We start from the raw sequence: 15,675 nt of genomic DNA on the forward strand, positions 1-15,675 counted from the left end.
TAGTGGATTGATGCGGTGGCTACCGCGCTTTGGGCTACATATTCCGCCGATACTCCCCACCCACGTCATACAGCGCATGGCTGATCTGCCCCAGGCTATGCGTCTTCACCGCTTCCATCAGCGCCTCGAACACATTGCGCCTCTCCCGCGCCGTGTTCTGAAGGTACGCGAGGCCATGGCCGTCATGCACCACCTCCGGCTCTTCATCCGCCGCCGCCTGATGCGCATGTGACGTTTCGCCGGCCGGCGCCAGGGCGTTGCGCCCCTGCTGCCACAACTCCACGTTGGCGATCTGCTGACCCTTCTCTTCTTCCGTCGAGCGGATCAGTTCGATCTCGGTGGCGATCTCGCCGGCGTGCTCCTTCGGCAGGAACGTGTTCACGCCCACCAGCGGCAGGCTGCCGTCGTGCTTCTTGTGTTCGTAGTACAGGCTCTCTTCCTGGATCTTGCCGCGCTGGTACATGGTGTCCATGGCGCCCAGCACGCCGCCGCGCTCGCTGATGGCTTCGAACTCCTTGTACACGGCCTCTTCCACCATGCCGGTCAGGTAGTCGACGGCAAAGCTGCCCTGCCAGGGGTTCTCGTTGAAGTTGAGCCCCAGCTCCTTGTTGATGATCATCTGGATGGCCACGGCCCGGCGCACGCTCTCTTCGGTGGGCGTGGTGATGGCTTCGTCGTAGGCGTTGGTGTGCAGGCTGTTGCAGTTGTCGAACAGCGCGTACAGCGCCTGCAGCGTGGTGCGGATATCGTTGAACTGGATCTCCTGCGCGTGCAGGCTGCGGCCGCTGGTCTGGATGTGGTACTTCATCATCTGGCTGCGTTCGTTGGCGCCGTAGCGCTCGCGCATGGCGCGCGCCCAGATGCGGCGGGCCACGCGGCCGATCACGGTGTACTCGGGGTCCATGCCGTTGGAGAAGAAGAACGACAGGTTGGGCGCGAAGTCGTCGATCTTCATGCCGCGCGCCAGGTAGTACTCGACGATGGTGAAGCCGTTGCTGAGCGTAAAGGCGAGCTGGCTGATCGGGTTCGCGCCGGCTTCGGCGATGTGATAACCGGAGATAGACACCGAGTAGAAGTTGCGCACGCCGTTGTCGACGAAGTACTGCTGGATGTCGCCCATCATGCGCAGGGCGAACTCGGTGCTGAAGATGCAGGTGTTCTGCGCCTGGTCCTCTTTCAGGATGTCGGCCTGCACGGTGCCGCGCACGGTTTTGAGCGTCTCGGCCTTGATGCGGGCGTAGGTCTCGGCATCCACCATCTCGTTGCCGGTCACGCCCAGCAGGCCAAGTCCCAGGCCGTCGTTGGTGGGCGGCAGCTCGCCGTGGTAGCGCGGGCGCTCCTTGCCTTCAAACACCTTGGCGAGTTTCTGTTCGGCGGCGGCCCAGCGCGCGGGGTCGGCCTTCAGATGCTTTTCCACCTGCTGGTCGACGGCGCAGTTCATGAACATCGCCAGGATCATCGGCGCGGGGCCGTTGATGGTCATCGACACGCTGGTGGTGGGCGCGCACAGGTCGAAGCCGGAGTACAGCTTCTTCATGTCGTCGAGCGTGGGCACGTTGACGCCGGAATTGCCGATCTTGCCGTAGATGTCCGGACGCGGCGCGGGGTCCTCGCCGTACAGCGTGACCGAGTCGAACGCGGTGGAGAGGCGCGCGGCGGGCTGGCCGACGGAGAGGTAATGGAAGCGGCGGTTGGTGCGCTCGGGCGTACCTTCGCCGGCGAACATGCGGATCGGATCCTCGCCGGTGCGGCGGTACGGGTAGACGCCACCGGTGTACGGATAGGAGCCCGGCAGGTTTTCCTTGCCGAGGAAGGTCAGCAGCTCGCCCCAGGACTTGTAGGTGGGCGCGGCGATCTTGGGGATCTTCTGGTGGCTCAGGGACTCGCGGTAATTCTCGACGCGGATCGCCTTGCCGCGTACTTCGTATTCGGTGACCTCGTCGGTGATCGACTTCAGCCGCTGCGGCCAGGCGCGCAGCAGGTTCAACGAATCCGGCGTGAGTGACTGCAGCGCGTCGTTGTAGCGCTGGCGCAGCGTCAGGAGGCTGCGGTCACTCGCGCCTTCGGGCGCCACGTCGGCGGCGGCGTAAAGGTCCAGCGCGTTCGGCAGCCTTTCATCGCCGAGCTCGTGCAGCGACTGCCAGAACGCCTGCGCACGATCCGCGGCTTCGGCCTGCTTCTCGATGCTGGCGTTGATGGCCCTGCCCTGCTCGGCGATTTCGGCCAGGTAGCGCACGCGGGCGCCGGGAATCAGCACGGTGGCGCGCGGCTCTTTCAGCGTTGTGTCGAGGTTCGGGGTCCAGCGTTCGGCCGGCAGCGACAGCTTCTCGCGCAGCAGGCGGCACAGGTTGGCGAACATCCAGCTGATGCCGGGGTCGTTGAACTGGCTGGCGATGGTGGGATAGACCGGTACGTCTTCGTCGGCGGTCTTGAACGCCACGCGGTTGCGCTTCCACTGCTTGCGGATGTCGCGCAGGGCGTCTTCGGCGCCGCGCTTGTCGTACTTGTTGAGCACGATCAGCTCGGCGAAGTCGATCATGTCGATCTTCTCGAGCTGGCTGGCGGCACCGTAGTCGCTGGTCATGACGTACATCGGGAAGTCGACCATGTCGACGATCTCCGAGTCCGACTGGCCGATGCCGGCGGTCTCCACGATCACCAGGCCAAAGCCCAGGCCGCGCAGATAGGCGATGCAGTCCTTGAGCACGGCGTTGGTGGCCACGTTCTGCCGGCGCGTGGCCATCGAGCGCATGTACACGCGATGGGACCGCAAGGAGTTCATGCGGATGCGGTCGCCGAGCAGCGCGCCGCCGGTGCGGCGGCGGGTCGGGTCCACCGAGACCACAGCGATGCGCAGCTCGGGGAAGCTGGCCAGGAACCGGTTCAGCAGCTCATCCGTCACCGACGACTTGCCGGCACCGCCGGTGCCGGTGATGCCGATCACCGGCGCGTGCGTGCCGACGGCCCACTGCTTGCGCAGGGCGGTCAATTCGGACTCGCTGTAGGTGCCAGCCTCGATCGCCGACAGCGCGTGGCCGATGGCGACCTGGTCCGGGTCCGCGTGCGACGGGCCGATGCGGGCGATGACGTCATCCGCCGGCGGCAGGTGCGCCTGGCCGCGCTGCTCGCGGGCGGCGGTGACCCGCGCCACCACGTCTTCGATCATCTCCACCAGGCCCAGCTTCATGCCGTCGTTGGGGTGGTAGATGCGCTCGACGCCGTAGTCCTGCAGCTCGCGAATCTCTTCCGGAGTGATGGTGCCGCCGCCGCCGGCGACCACGCGGATATGGCCGGCGCCGTGCTCGCGCAGCATGTCGACCATGTACTTCATGTATTCGACGTGGCCGCCCTGGTAGCTGGACAGTGCGATGGCGTCGGCATCCTCCTGCAGCGCGGCGCGCACCACGTCTTCCACCGAGCGGTTGTGGCCGAGGTGGATCACCTCCGCGCCCTGTGACTGGATCAGGCGCCGCATGATGTTGATCGCGGCGTCGTGGCCGTCGAACAGGCTGGCGGCGGTGACAAAGCGCAGCGGTGCGGCTTCGGCGCGGGCGGTGGCGATCGGGTGGCTGGCGGGGACGCTCATGAGGCAGTTCCAGGGGCGAAAACGGATTCATTCGATTGTAACCCGCGCCCTCGCAGGCGCTTCCGCGTGACGATCGGCCCGGGAAACGGCCTGCCCCGTCTGCCTAGAGTGGCGCCTGCTCCCGTCCGGAACATGCCGATGACCCTCACGTCGCTCCTGCGCTCCCTTGCCGTAGCCGGCGCGCTCGTCACGGCCGCCTTTCCGGCGTCCGCCGCCCCGCCCGAGCCCCTGTCCGTGGAAGCCACCGAGGCGCTCGCCGCCATCGAACGCGCCGGGCGCGACAGCCACAGCGATGCGCTGCTGGTGATGCGCGATGGCGACGTCCTGCTCGAGCAGTACGGCGAAGGCGAGCGCGGGCCGATCGAGCTGATGTCGGCCACCAAGTCGGTGGTGGCGCTGGGCATCGGCCTGCTGCTGGCCGATGGCCATCTGGACTCGCTCGATGCGCCGGTGTCCACCTGGTATCCGGAGTGGCGCCAGGGCCGCAAGGCCGACATCACCGTGCGCATGCTGCTCGACCACACCTCGGGCCTGCAGAACAGCCCCAACGCCGGCGCCGAGATCTATCCCGCGCCGGACGTGGTGCAGCTTGCGCTCGCTGCCGAGCTCACCACCGCGCCAGGCGAGGCGTTCGCCTACAACAACAAGGCCACCAACCTGCTTGCCGGGGTGATCCACCGCGCTTCCGGGCAGCCGATGGACCAGTACCTGGGATCGCGCCTGTTCGCGCCTTTGGGCATCCAGGCCGGCGAGTGGCACCGCGACGACGCAGGCAACCCGCATGTCATGGCCGGCCTGCCCCTGAGCGCGCGCGATGCGGCGAGGCTCGGCCAGCTGCTGCTCGATGGCGGCCGACTTGCCGATGGCACGCGACTGCTGCCGGAAGGATTCGTGGACGACCTGTTCGCACCGTCCGCCCACTCCCAGCGCGTGGGCCTGTTGTGGTGGCGCCTGCCGGAATGGGAGCGCGTCACCCTGCGCGACGACGCCGCCGATCGCATGGCCGCGAAAGGCGTGGATGCCGGACTCATCACGGCCCTGGAAACGCTCGACGGCCGCATCTTCGGCAGCGTGACTGACGCCCTGCAGGCCGCGCTTGGGGACGACTACGCCGATCGCTACATGCCCGGTATCGCCGCGCGCGACCTGAAGCGGGCGGACCTGTTCGACGAGACCCTGGGCCCGGTGGTGGCGTACGAGGCCAATGGCTACCTGGGCCAGTACATCGTGGTGGTGCCGGAGCAACGCCTGGTCGCGGTTCGGCAGATCCGCAGCCGCGAAGCCAAGGGCACGCACCCGGCCGACAGCGGCTACGCACGCTTCTCCCGCGATGTGATCGCGCTGGGGCAGGCGCTGGCCGGCGACACGCTCAATGAGCTTGCCCAGGCCATGGGCGCTGACCTGCACCTGCCGGCGATCGCCCACGACGAGCACGACCGTGTCTACGCGATGCCGCTGGGCAAAGCCGCGACAGCGCGGGCGCAGGACGCGCCCGACGCTCGGTAGCCGCCGGCGCCGGCCAGAGCGCCCCTGACTGCACCCAACCCCGCCCCGCCTACGAACCCACCTCCACCAACCCCTCCAGCACCCGATTGCGATGCCCTTCCAGCGCACCCGCCGTGCGCTTCACGTCCACATCCGCATCCCCCGCCACCCGGCCGAGGATGAACGCGATCAAGGCCTGCACCGTCGCCGGATCATCATCGAAACCGCCGTGCGTGGTGGCGCGCGATGCACCGGCATCCCCCAGCGGCCGGTCGTTCGGCGCCTGCACCCACGCCAGCCGCCCGCGCGCGATCAGCTCGCCCACGCGCTCGTGGCCCCAGGCCTGGTCGGCGGGTGTCGCGGCCTCGATGAAGCGCGCCATGCCGGCGATCGGCGTGCCCTGGCGCAGGCGGCTGTCGATCCAGCTGCGCGGCTGCTTCTCGAACGCGCGCGCCACCAGGTACAGCAGCGACTTGTTGTAGATGCGCAGGCAGTGGTCGTCCTGCTCGGCGCTGTCGGTGAGGGTGAAGAGCGACGCCCGCGCCACCGCGCGTGATGAGATCGCCGGGACATAGGCCTGGATGAAGGTGTCCATGTCGACCGCCGGCGCCCACAGGGTGAGGCTGGCCAACCGCCCGCCCATGCCGAGCATGCCGCGCGCGGGGCCACCGATGACCTGGCCGGGGCGCGTGAACAGCTGCACCAGCGGCGCCATCAGGATGCTGCCGGCGCTGTGGGCTGCGACGTGGATCTCCACCGAGGGATCTTCGCGCCGCCATTCGTCGAGCAGGCGCGCGACCTGCGCCGCGCCACCGTGCTCGATGGTGCCGCCGCCGGCCTGCAGGCGCACGGCGGTGGTGGCCAGCAGCGCGTTCTCCTTCATCTCGTCCCACACCGCCTTGCCGCCGATGGCGCGCGCCAGCGGCTCGATGGTGTCGTCGAGGCGGTCGAACAGCAGGTCGCGGGCCGTGTCGAACAGGCCTTCGCTGCGCGGGCGCGCGGCGTCTTTCAGGATGTTGCCGAGCGTGGTCCAGAGATCGGTCTTCCAGACGAAGCACAGCGGGTAGATCTCCTCGCGCAGCATGGCTTCGCGGTAATCGGCCACGCGCTGGATGGCGGCGTCCTCGGGCACCAGGCCGCCGTGGGCGTACAGCAGCACGCGCTTCTTCTTCCAGCCGGCGGTGGCCGCGCGCATGTCGCGGCGCACGATGTTGCGCACGTCGTCCTGGGTGCAGGCGAAGCGGCCTTCGCAGCGCAGCGCGCCGTTGTTGCCCAGGCTGATGATGTGCGGGCGCAGGTCGGGCTGGGAATAACCCACCGACTGCCGGCCCAGCGGCGAGTTGCTGACCGCGGCGGAACTCGCGCGGTCGAGCTCTACCGGCACCGCCAGCCGCGCCACCCAGACGTCGCTGCCGCGCTCCAGCCACTCGTCGTAGCTGACGTGGCCGTAGCCGGCGTGGCCCCAGCTGGTGCCCCAGGAATTCTGGATCCAGAAGCCGCTGCGGTCGTAGCCGACCACGGCGAACGCGTGCCAGCCCACCACCGGCTGCCGCGCCCAGGCGATGCGGCCGCTGTCGGGCGGCGCGTGCCAGCCTTCGTGCACGGCGGCCGATGCGTACAGCACGCCGGTCTCGGCGAAGGCGGCGTGCATCGCGACCAGGTCGCGGTGGTTGACGCGCGCATAGGCGCCCAGCGGGTTGCGCAGGGCGTCGCGCGCGCGTTCGTCGGTATACGGCTCGACGTGCAGGCCCGGGGTCCAGGGCCAGAGGTCTTCGGCGCAGACACCATGGCGGTGCCAGGCCTTCATCGCGCCGCGGCAGCTGGAGCCGGAATAGCCTTCGCCCTCCCATTCGTCGTAGCGGCGGGCCATGTCATAGAACATGCGGGTGCTGACGATGCCGGGATCGGCCTGGGGGCGGCGGCGGCGCAGCAGCGCGTGGGCGACGGTGGCCAGGCCGAAGGCGGTGCAGGCGCCGTCGTCGCCCTGGTCGAGCACCGGCACCCCCTGGGCGATGAAGTCGTCCAGCGGCGCGGCGGTCGGCACGTCGACCAGGGTCGGCTCGAACATGCGGTCGCGGAAGTCCGCGGTGTCCGGCCGGGCGTCGAACAGCCGGCGGGTGCCGGTGTCGAAGCCGGCGATCGCCGGCGGCGGCGGAGCGCGGGGCGCGGCCTTGGTCGCGGCCTTGGTTGCGGTGTCGGTATTGGTCGCAGCCATGCTGTAGATCCTCCATCGGTTCCCGAAAACAACGCGCCCCCAGGCCCCCGAGGGCCACTCCCCCAGTAGGAGCAGCTATATAGCTGCTCCTACAATAGGGCGGCAGGCCGACGGCATCCACGGGGGATTACGGGCATGCAGGAGGTCAACGGATGATCAGCCGCGCGCGGCGCATCGTGCTGTGGGGCGCGTTCTCGGCGCTGGCGCTGGTCGGCAGCGGCCTGCTGCTGGCCGATCACCTGACCCCGCCCAACACGGGCGCGCCTTCATACGCGCTTCCGCTGGCGGCCGACCACACCGCGCTCGACCGCGAGCTGGTGCCGCTGCTGGCGCGCAACCCGGGCGAGACCGGCGCGCTGATGCTCATCGACGGCATCGACGCCTTTGCCGCGCGCGCGATGTCGGCGCGCCAGGCCGGGCGCAGCCTGGACCTGCAGTACTACATCTGGCACGACGACCTCACCGGCCGCCTGCTGGCACGCGAGGCCTGGCTTGCCGCCGAGCGCGGCGTGCGCGTGCGCCTGCTCCTGGACGACATCAACGCCGGCGGCAAGGACACGCCGCTGCTGGTGCTGGACGGGCACCCCAACATCGAGGTGCGGCTGTACAACCCCTTCCGCAACCGCGATGGCATCGCGCGCCTGCTGGAGCTGCTGCAGCGCGGCTTCAGCCTCAACCACCGCATGCACAACAAGGCCTGGATTGCCGATGGCCGGGTGGCGATCGTGGGCGGGCGCAATATCGGCCTGGAATATTTCAGCGCATCGGCGGCCAGCAACTTCCACGACCTCGACCTGCTGCTGTTCGGGCCGGAGGTGGCGCAGGCGAGCCGGATCTTCGACGGGTTCTGGAACAGCGAGGCAGTGGTGCCGCTGTCGGACCTCGGCCGGCTGGGCATGCAGGACATCCGCGACATGCTCGGCCTGATCGGTACCGAGGCCCGCACCGCGGAGGCGCAGCGCTACCTGCAGCGCGTGGAGGCCTCGCCCAGCGTCCGCGCCTACCTGGGCCAGGCGCTGTCGCCGTTCTGGAGCGACCGCATCCACATCGTGTCCGATCCGCCGGTCAAGCGCCGGGGCGACGACACCTCGGGCTGGCTGGTCGACCTGGTCGACGCGGCGCTGCGCGACACGCGCGAGGCGGCGCTGCTGGTCTCGCCCTATTTCGTGCCCGGCGACGACACCGCCGACCTCCTGACCGGACTGGCGGCCGGCGGCATGCACGTGGGCGTGGTCACCAATTCGCTGGCCGCCAACGACGTGGCCGCCGTGCACGGAGGTTATTCCGGCTATCGCAAGCGGCTGCTGGCCGGCGGCGTACACCTGTACGAGCTGCGCCCGGACGCGGTGGCCGGCCCCGGTGGAGGCGGCGATGCCCGCGGCGACGGCAGCGACGGCGACGGCGCCGTCAACGTGCGCCCGCGCACCGGGCCCGCGGGCAGCAGCGGCGCCAGCCTGCACACCAAGGCGTTCCTGGTCGATGGCAGCCGGGGCTTCATCGGCTCGTACAACCTCGACCCGCGCTCGGCCTACCTGAATACCGAGATGGGCGTGTTTTTCGACGACCCCGGCCTCGCGGCCGCGCTGCGTGCGGAATACCTGCACCTGGCCGGACCGGGGCTGAGCTGGAAGGTGGGCCTGGACGACGCGGGCGATCTGTATTGGCTGGATGCCGCCGGGCCGGAGCCACGGCTGCTGCGCAACGAACCCGAGGCCAGCCGCTGGCGGCGGATCCAGGCCACGGTGTTTCGCTGGCTGCCGGTGGAGTCGCAGCTATAGCTGCGATTGAAATCCCAACCCCACCGTCAACCCCGGCCGTGCCCGGATGCTGCACCGCGGCATCCGATTCCGCCGCCGTGGCGCGGGCAAATGCGGCGGCGGCGGCGTAGAATGCCGCGCCTGTCGCCCCCTGCCTGTGTGTCCTGCGGCCCGGCGACTGGAAAACCAGCCATTTACCCCTAACCACCGGCAGTCGCCCGCGTCCAGCGCGGCAGCGCGCGCCGGCTGCGGAGTCCGGAATGATCTTCGAGCACCTCGATACCTACGGCCACGAGCAGGTCGTGTTCTGCCACAACAAGGACGCGGGCCTGAAGGCCATCATCGCGATCCACAACACCGTGCTCGGGCCGGCGCTGGGCGGCACCCGCATGTGGCCCTACAAGACCGAGGCCGACGCGCTCAACGACGTGCTGCGCCTGTCGCGCGGCATGACCTACAAGAACGCGGTCGCCGGCCTCGATATCGGCGGCGGCAAGGCCGTGATCATCGGCAACCCGGCCACCGACAAGTCCGAAGCGCTGTTCCGCGCCTTCGGCCAGGCCGTGCAGTCGCTGGGCGGGCGCTACATCACCGCCGAAGACGTCGGCATCGACGTCAACGACATGGAATACGTGTACCGCGAGACCGAGTTCGTCACCGGCGTGCACCAGGTGCACGGTGGTTCGGGCGATCCCTCGCCGTTCACCGCCTACGGCACGCTGCAGGGCCTGATGGCCGCGCTGAACGCGAAGTTCGGCGACGAGGAAGTCGGCAAGTACAGCCACGCCGTGCAGGGCCTCGGCCACGTCGGCATGGAGTACGTGAAGCTGCTCAAGGAGCGCGGCGCGAAGATCTTCGTCACCGACATCAACCAGGCGCTGGTCGACAAGGCCGTGAACGAATACGGCTGCGAGGCCGTGGGCCTGGACGAGATCTACGACGTCGACGCCGATGTGTACTCGCCCTGCGCGCTGGGCGGCACCGTCAACGAAGAGACCCTGCCGCGCCTGAAGGCCAAGATCATCTGCGGCTCGGCCAACAACCAGCTGGCCAACAACGCGATCGGCGACGAAGTCGAGAAGCGCGGCATCCTGTACGCGCCGGACTACGCGGTGAACGCGGGCGGCGTGATGAACGTGGCGCTGGAAATGACCGGCTACAACCGCGAGCGCGCGATGCGCCAGATGCGTTCGATCTATCACAACGTGTCGCGCATCTTCGAGATCGCCAAGCGCGACGGCATCCCGACCTACAAGGCCGCCGACCGCATGGCCGAAGAGCGCATCGATGTCATGGGCAAGCTCAAGCTGCCGATGGGTCGCACCACGCCGCGCTTCCACGGCCGCATCCGCGGCGGCGCGTAAGCAGCTGCGGTTTCGACAAGACGACGGGGCCTGGTGCCCCGTCGTTGTTTCAGCACACCGCGCCGCGCGCAGGACGCGCCGGTCGCAACATATGGAGTGACCGACATGCGCACCTTCCCGCTGGGTGAGGAACTTGACGCACTGCGCGACGCCGTGCGCCGCTTCGCCGAGGCGGAAATCGCCCCGATTGCGGAGAAGGTCGACCACGACAACGCCTTCCCGCAGGAGCTGTGGCCGAAGCTCGGCGAGATGGGCCTGCTGGGCCTGACCGTGCCGGGCGAATACGGCGGCAGCGAAATGGGCTACCTGGCCCATCTGGTGGCGATGGAGGAGATCTCGCGCGCCTCGGGCTCGATCGGCCTGAGCTACGGCGCGCACTCGAACCTGTGCGTCAACAACCTGCACCACAACGGCAGCGAAGCGCAGCGCGCGAAGTACCTGCCGAAGCTGTGCAGCGGCGAATGGAAGGGCGCGCTGGCGATGAGCGAGCCGGGCGCCGGCTCCGACGTGGTCGGCTCGATGGCCTGCCGCGCCGAGCTGCGCGACGGCGCCTGGATCGCCAACGGCAACAAGATGTGGATCACCAACGGCCCCGAGGCCGATGTGCTGATCGTCTACATGCGCACCGCGGGCAAGGAGGCCGGCAGCCGCGGCATGACCGCCTTCATCGTCGAAAAGGGCATGAAGGGCTTCAGCACCGCGCAGAAGCTGGACAAGCTGGGCATGCGCGGTTCCAACACCTGTGAGCTGGTGTTCGAAAACTGCGAAATACCGGCCGAAAACGTGCTGGGCGAGGTCAACCAGGGCGTCAAGGTGCTGATGTCCGGCCTGGACACCGAGCGCCTGGTGCTCAGCGGCGGGCCGATCGGCCTGATGCAGGCCGCGCTTGATGCCGCCCTGCCCTACGTGCGCGAGCGCAAGCAGTTCGACGTGGCCATCGGCACCTTCGGCATCATGCAGGCCAAGATCGCCGACATGTACACCGCGCTGCAGTCCAGCCGCGCTTATGCCTACCAGGTCGCCCGCGACTACGACGCCGGCCACCGCTCGCGCATCGACCCGGCCAGCTGCCTGCTGCACGCTTCCGAAGCCGCGGTACAAGTGGCGCTGGAAGGCATCCAGGCCCTGGGTGGAAACGGTTACATCAACGAATACCCGACCGGCCGCATCCTGCGCGATGCCAAGCTGTACGCCATCGGCGCCGGCACCAACGAGATCCGCCGGATGCTGATCGGCCGGGAGCTCTTCGAAGGCCGCGACTGAGACCGTGCTCCATTGTGGGAGCGGCTCCCACGGAGGAAGAGGCGCGGCTCCGGACCAATGGGCAATGGCGGGGCCATGTTGCAGTGCGATAATGGCCGCACACATCCTCTCTGGAGTCTTCCCATGACCGACGTCGTCATCGTGGGTGCCAAGCGCACCGCCATCGGGTCCATGCTTGGCCAGTTCACCGGCGTCCCCACGCCCACCCTCGGCGCCGCGGCGATCGAAGGCGCGCTCGGCCACGGCGGCGTGGCTGCCGACCAGGTCGACGAAGTGATCATGGGCTGCGTGCTGCCTGCCGGCCTCGGCCAGGCGCCCGCGCGCCAGGCATCGCGTGCGGCCGGCATCCCGGACGCCGCCGGCGCAACCACCATCAACAAGGTCTGCGGCTCGGGCATGAAGGCGATCATGCTCGCCACCGACATCATCAAGGCCGGCTCCGCAAAGGTCGTCGTGGCCGGCGGCATGGAGTCGATGACCAACGCGCCGCACCTGCTCAACGGTTCGCGCACCGGCATCCGCTACGGCACCGCGCAGTTCCTCGACCACATGGCCCACGACGGCCTGACCAACCCCGACGACGGCCAGGCCATGGGCGTGTTCGGCGACGCCACCTGCGTCAAGTACGGCTACACGCGCGAGGCCGTCGACGCGTTCTCGGCCGAGAGCGCGCGCCGCGCGCAGAAGGCCATCGCCGACGGCGCGTTCAAGGACGAGATCGCCCCGGTGACGGTCAAGACCCGCAAGGGCGAGGTCGTGGCCGACACCGACGAGGAGCCCGGCAAGGTCAACCTCGAGAAGATCCCCGGCCTCCGCGCAGCCTTCGGCAAGGAGGGCGTGCTGACCGCGGCCTCATCATCGAAGATCTCCGACGGCGCCGCCGCCACGGTGCTGATGTCGGCCGACGAGGCCGCAAGCCGCGGCCTGCAGCCGCTGGCCCGCATTGTCGCCCACGCCACCCATGCCCAGGCCCCGGAGTGGTTCACCACCGCACCGATCCAGGCGATCGCCAACGTGCTGGACAAGGCGGGCTGGAAGGTCGAAGACGTGGACCTGTTCGAGATCAACGAAGCCTTTTCGGTGGTGGCCATGGCGCCGATGCAGGAGCTGGGCATTCCCCACGAGCGCTTGAACGTCAACGGCGGCGCGGTCGCGCTGGGCCACCCGATCGGAGCCAGCGGCGCCCGCCTGGTGGTGACCCTCCTGCACGCCCTGAAGGCCCGCGGCGGCAAGCGCGGCGTGGCAGCGCTGTGCATCGGCGGCGGCGAGGCCACGGCGATCGCGGTCGAGCTGGCCTGAACACCGGCCATGGCCGTTAACGCGCTCTTTACAAGTCCGGATTCAAACTATCGCTTGACAGTCGTTTGAGGCTTGTCATCATGCTATCCGGCGCACTTGTGTGCGTTCGCCAATTTCACGACGAGGAATGTATCCAATGAGCATCAACAAGCTGCTGATCGCGCTGACGCTGGGCCTGGGTCTGGCCGCCTGCTCGAACACCGACCAGGCTGCCAACGCTGCCGCCGACGCCGCCGAGGCCGCTGACCAGGCTGCCGCAGACGCCGCCCTGGCCGGTACCACTGCCGCCGACGCCGCTGCCGAAAGCGCCGCCGCTGCTGCCGACGCCGCCGCCGACGCCGCTGCCGACGCCGCTGTTGCGGTCGACGGTGAGGTTGCCGACGCCGCTGCCGACGTTGCCGGCGCCGCCGCCGACGCCGCCGACGAAGCTGCCGAAGCCACTGAAGAAGCTGCCGACGAGGCCGTGGACGGCCAGTAATACCGGCTGCTCCACTGTTCCAAGGCACCATGCAAGATCGGAGAGCCGCTGGATTCCAGCGGCTTTTCCGTATCCAACACCGGCTGCGACGCCGGTCCCTTCGATGACAAGGACATACCAATCATGAAGATGAAGACCGCACTTCTCGTTGCCGCCTGCACGCTGGTCCTGGCCGCGTGCCAGAACGAAACCGCCACCGCGCAGCAGGAGGCCAACGAAGCCGAAGCCGCCGTGGAACGCGCCGGCGACGCCACCCGTGACGCCGTGTCCGCCGCAGGCGATGCCGCTTCCGAAGGTTGGGACGCCGCCGCCGCCGCGACCGGCGAAGCCGCCGCCGAAGCCGAGGCCGCCGCCGACGAGGCCGCCGCCGACGCCGAAGCCGCCGCGCGCAACATGACCGAAGAGGCGCGTGCCGCCGCCGCCGAGGCCGAGGCCGCTTCGCGCGAAGCGACCGCCGACGCCCTGGAGAACACCTCCGAGGCCGCCGACAACGCCGCGGACGACATCCGCAACTGATCCACGCGCAATGCCCGGCAGGCCCGCTCCGGCGGGCCTGTCGCCACTCCCGGTATGCTTGGCGGCTTCCCACAGTTCGCCGGCCACCGCATGCCCGTACTCGATTCCAGCCTGGATCCGCGCTCGCAGGAGTTCCAGGACACCGTCGCCTACCACCGCGCCCTGGTCGCCGAACTCGACCGCCGGCTCGCGCGTGCCGCTGACGGCGGTGGCGAGAAGGCACTTCAGAAACACGTCGCCCGCGGCAAGCTGCCGGCGCGCGAACGCATCGCCGCCCTGCTTGACCCGGGCTCGCCCTTCCTCGAGATCGCACCGCTTGCCGCCGAAGGCATGTACGACGACGCCGCGCCCGCGGCCGGCATGGTCTGCGGCATCGGCCGCGTGATGGGCCAGGAAGTCGTGGTCGTGGCCAACGACGCCACGGTCAAGGGCGGCACTTATTTCCCGATGACGGTGAAGAAGCACCTGCGCGCGCAGGAAATCGCGCGCGAGAACCAGCTTCCCTGCGTCTACCTGGTCGACTCCGGCGGCGCCTTCCTGCCGCTGCAGGACGAGGTGTTCCCCGACCGCGAGCACTTCGGCCGCATCTTCTACAACCAGGCGCGGATGAGCGCCGAGAACATCCCGCAGGTGGCGGTGGTGATGGGCTCGTGCACCGCCGGCGGCGCCTACGTGCCGGCGATGTGCGACGAGAGCATCATCGTCAAGGAACAGGGCACGATTTTCCTGGGCGGCCCGCCGCTGGTGAAGGCGGCGACCGGCGAAGTGGTGGATGCCGAATCGCTGGGCGGTGCCGACGTGCATACCTCGGTCTCGGGCGTGGCCGACCATTTCGCCGAGGACGACCGGCACGCGCTGCAGATCGCGCGCGACATCGTCGGCACCTTCAACCGTCGCAAGATCCTTCCGGTGGCGACGCGGCCGGTGGTCGAGCCGCGTTTCGCGGCCGAAGAGCTGTACGGCATCGTGCCGAAGGACACCCGCCGCCCGTTCGACATCCGCGAGGTGATCGCGCGCATCGTCGACGGCAGCGAGTTCCAGGAGTTCAAGGCGCGCTACGGCAAGACGCTCGTCACCGGCTTCGCGCACCTGCACGGCTATCCGGTGGGCATCGTCGCCAACAATGGCATCCTGTTCGGCGAGAGCGCGCTCAAGGGCGCGCACTTCATCGAGCTGTGCAACCAGCGCGGCATCCCGCTGGTGTTCCTGCAGAACATCACCGGCTTCATGGTCGGCCGCAAGTACGAGAACGCCGGCATCGCCAAGGACGGGGCCAAGATGGTCACCGCCGTGGCGTGCTCGAGCGTGCCCAAGTTCACCGTGGTCATCGGCGGCAGCTTCGGCGCCGGCAACTACGCGATGTGCGGCCGCGCCTATGGCGCCCGCTTCCTGTGGATGTGGCCGAACGCGCGCATCAGCGTGATGGGCGGCGAGCAGGCGGCAAGCGTGCTGGCGACCGTGAAGCGCGACGGCATCGAAGCCCGCGGCGGCGAATGGAGCGCCGGCGACGAAGACGCCTTCAAGACCCCGATCCGCGATCAGTACGAGCACCAGGGCAGCCCGTGGTATTCCACCGCCCGCCTCTGGGACGACGGCATCATCGACCCCGCCGATACACGGCGCGTCCTCGGCCTCGCCGTCTCCGCCTCCCTCAACGCCCCGATCGAGCCGGCGCGCTTCGGCGTCTTCCGGATGTAGGAGCCAGCCCGGCG

General features: G+C 69.0%; 10 protein-coding genes. 8 read left to right on the plus strand and 2 right to left on the minus strand.

The genetic code is table 11. The annotated features are described in order from the left end of the window. Positions 1 to 34: 34 nt before the first annotated feature. Positions 35 to 3,586, minus strand: coding sequence for a methylmalonyl-CoA mutase family protein (locus ACW7GZ_RS05710; protein ID WP_457008312.1), 3,552 nt, complete (start codon positions 3,584 to 3,586; stop codon positions 35 to 37). A 138-nt stretch (positions 3,587 to 3,724) separates the two neighbouring features. On the opposite strand from ACW7GZ_RS05710, the gene ACW7GZ_RS05715 reads away from it, so the two are divergent. Beyond that, a complete protein-coding gene (locus ACW7GZ_RS05715) occupies positions 3,725 to 5,092 on the plus strand; it encodes a serine hydrolase domain-containing protein (protein ID WP_457008314.1) in 1,368 nt (455 codons plus the stop codon). A gap of 49 nt (positions 5,093 to 5,141) precedes the next feature. Here ACW7GZ_RS05715 and ACW7GZ_RS05720 read toward each other — a convergent pair whose 3' ends face one another. Continuing rightward, a complete protein-coding gene (locus ACW7GZ_RS05720) occupies positions 5,142 to 7,286 on the minus strand; it encodes a C1 family peptidase (protein ID WP_457008316.1) in 2,145 nt (714 codons plus the stop codon). A 152-nt stretch (positions 7,287 to 7,438) separates the two neighbouring features. Between ACW7GZ_RS05720 and ACW7GZ_RS05725 the strand changes: the two genes are divergently transcribed. The 7 genes from ACW7GZ_RS05725 to ACW7GZ_RS05755 all read left to right on the plus strand — a co-directional run bounded on the left by ACW7GZ_RS05725 (position 7,439) and on the right by ACW7GZ_RS05755 (position 15,661). Then, complete coding sequence (locus ACW7GZ_RS05725) at positions 7,439 to 9,064, plus strand: phospholipase D family protein (protein ID WP_457008318.1); 1,626 nt, start codon at positions 7,439 to 7,441, stop codon at positions 9,062 to 9,064. 239 nt (positions 9,065 to 9,303) lie between these two features. Beyond that, a complete protein-coding gene (locus ACW7GZ_RS05730; protein ID WP_457003337.1) occupies positions 9,304 to 10,407 on the plus strand; it encodes a Glu/Leu/Phe/Val dehydrogenase dimerization domain-containing protein in 1,104 nt (367 codons plus the stop codon). 105 nt (positions 10,408 to 10,512) lie between these two features. Then, on the plus strand, positions 10,513 to 11,670 hold the full coding sequence (locus ACW7GZ_RS05735; RefSeq protein WP_457008321.1) for an isovaleryl-CoA dehydrogenase: 1,158 nt from the start codon (positions 10,513 to 10,515) through the stop codon (positions 11,668 to 11,670). 123 nt (positions 11,671 to 11,793) lie between these two features. Next, the gene (locus ACW7GZ_RS05740; RefSeq protein WP_457008323.1) at positions 11,794 to 12,969 is read left to right on the plus strand and encodes a thiolase family protein; all 1,176 of its coding nucleotides are present in this window, start codon (positions 11,794 to 11,796) and stop codon (positions 12,967 to 12,969) included. 136 nt (positions 12,970 to 13,105) lie between these two features. Continuing rightward, positions 13,106 to 13,447 (plus strand): hypothetical protein, encoded by a 342-nt coding sequence (locus ACW7GZ_RS05745; RefSeq protein ID WP_457003330.1) that lies wholly within the window; start codon positions 13,106 to 13,108, stop codon positions 13,445 to 13,447. A 123-nt stretch (positions 13,448 to 13,570) separates the two neighbouring features. Further along, on the plus strand, positions 13,571 to 13,963 hold the full coding sequence (locus tag ACW7GZ_RS05750) for a hypothetical protein (RefSeq protein WP_457003328.1): 393 nt from the start codon (positions 13,571 to 13,573) through the stop codon (positions 13,961 to 13,963). A 90-nt stretch (positions 13,964 to 14,053) separates the two neighbouring features. Next, on the plus strand, positions 14,054 to 15,661 hold the full coding sequence (locus ACW7GZ_RS05755; protein ID WP_457008325.1) for a carboxyl transferase domain-containing protein: 1,608 nt from the start codon (positions 14,054 to 14,056) through the stop codon (positions 15,659 to 15,661). Positions 15,662 to 15,675: the final 14 nt, after the last annotated feature.

The sequence above is a fragment of the Luteimonas sp. A537 genome, from assembly GCF_054052065.1.

Excerpts from the sequence above, each read along its gene's own strand:
- ACW7GZ_RS05725 (WP_457008318.1), top strand. The coding sequence starts at position 7,439 with ATGATCAGCCGCGCGCGGCGCATCGTGCTGTGGGGCGCGTTCTCGGCG.
- ACW7GZ_RS05750 (WP_457003328.1), top strand. The coding sequence starts at position 13,571 with ATGAAGATGAAGACCGCACTTCTCGTTGCCGCCTGCACGCTGGTCCTG.
- ACW7GZ_RS05735 (WP_457008321.1), top strand. The coding sequence starts at position 10,513 with ATGCGCACCTTCCCGCTGGGTGAGGAACTTGACGCACTGCGCGACGCC.
- ACW7GZ_RS05730 (WP_457003337.1), top strand. The coding sequence starts at position 9,304 with ATGATCTTCGAGCACCTCGATACCTACGGCCACGAGCAGGTCGTGTTC.
- ACW7GZ_RS05720 (WP_457008316.1), bottom strand. The coding sequence starts at position 7,286 with ATGGCTGCGACCAATACCGACACCGCAACCAAGGCCGCGACCAAGGCC.
- ACW7GZ_RS05710 (WP_457008312.1), bottom strand. The coding sequence starts at position 3,586 with ATGAGCGTCCCCGCCAGCCACCCGATCGCCACCGCCCGCGCCGAAGCC.
- ACW7GZ_RS05745 (WP_457003330.1), top strand. The coding sequence starts at position 13,106 with ATGAGCATCAACAAGCTGCTGATCGCGCTGACGCTGGGCCTGGGTCTG.
- ACW7GZ_RS05740 (WP_457008323.1), top strand. The coding sequence starts at position 11,794 with ATGACCGACGTCGTCATCGTGGGTGCCAAGCGCACCGCCATCGGGTCC.
- ACW7GZ_RS05715 (WP_457008314.1), top strand. The coding sequence starts at position 3,725 with ATGACCCTCACGTCGCTCCTGCGCTCCCTTGCCGTAGCCGGCGCGCTC.
- ACW7GZ_RS05755 (WP_457008325.1), top strand. The coding sequence starts at position 14,054 with ATGCCCGTACTCGATTCCAGCCTGGATCCGCGCTCGCAGGAGTTCCAG.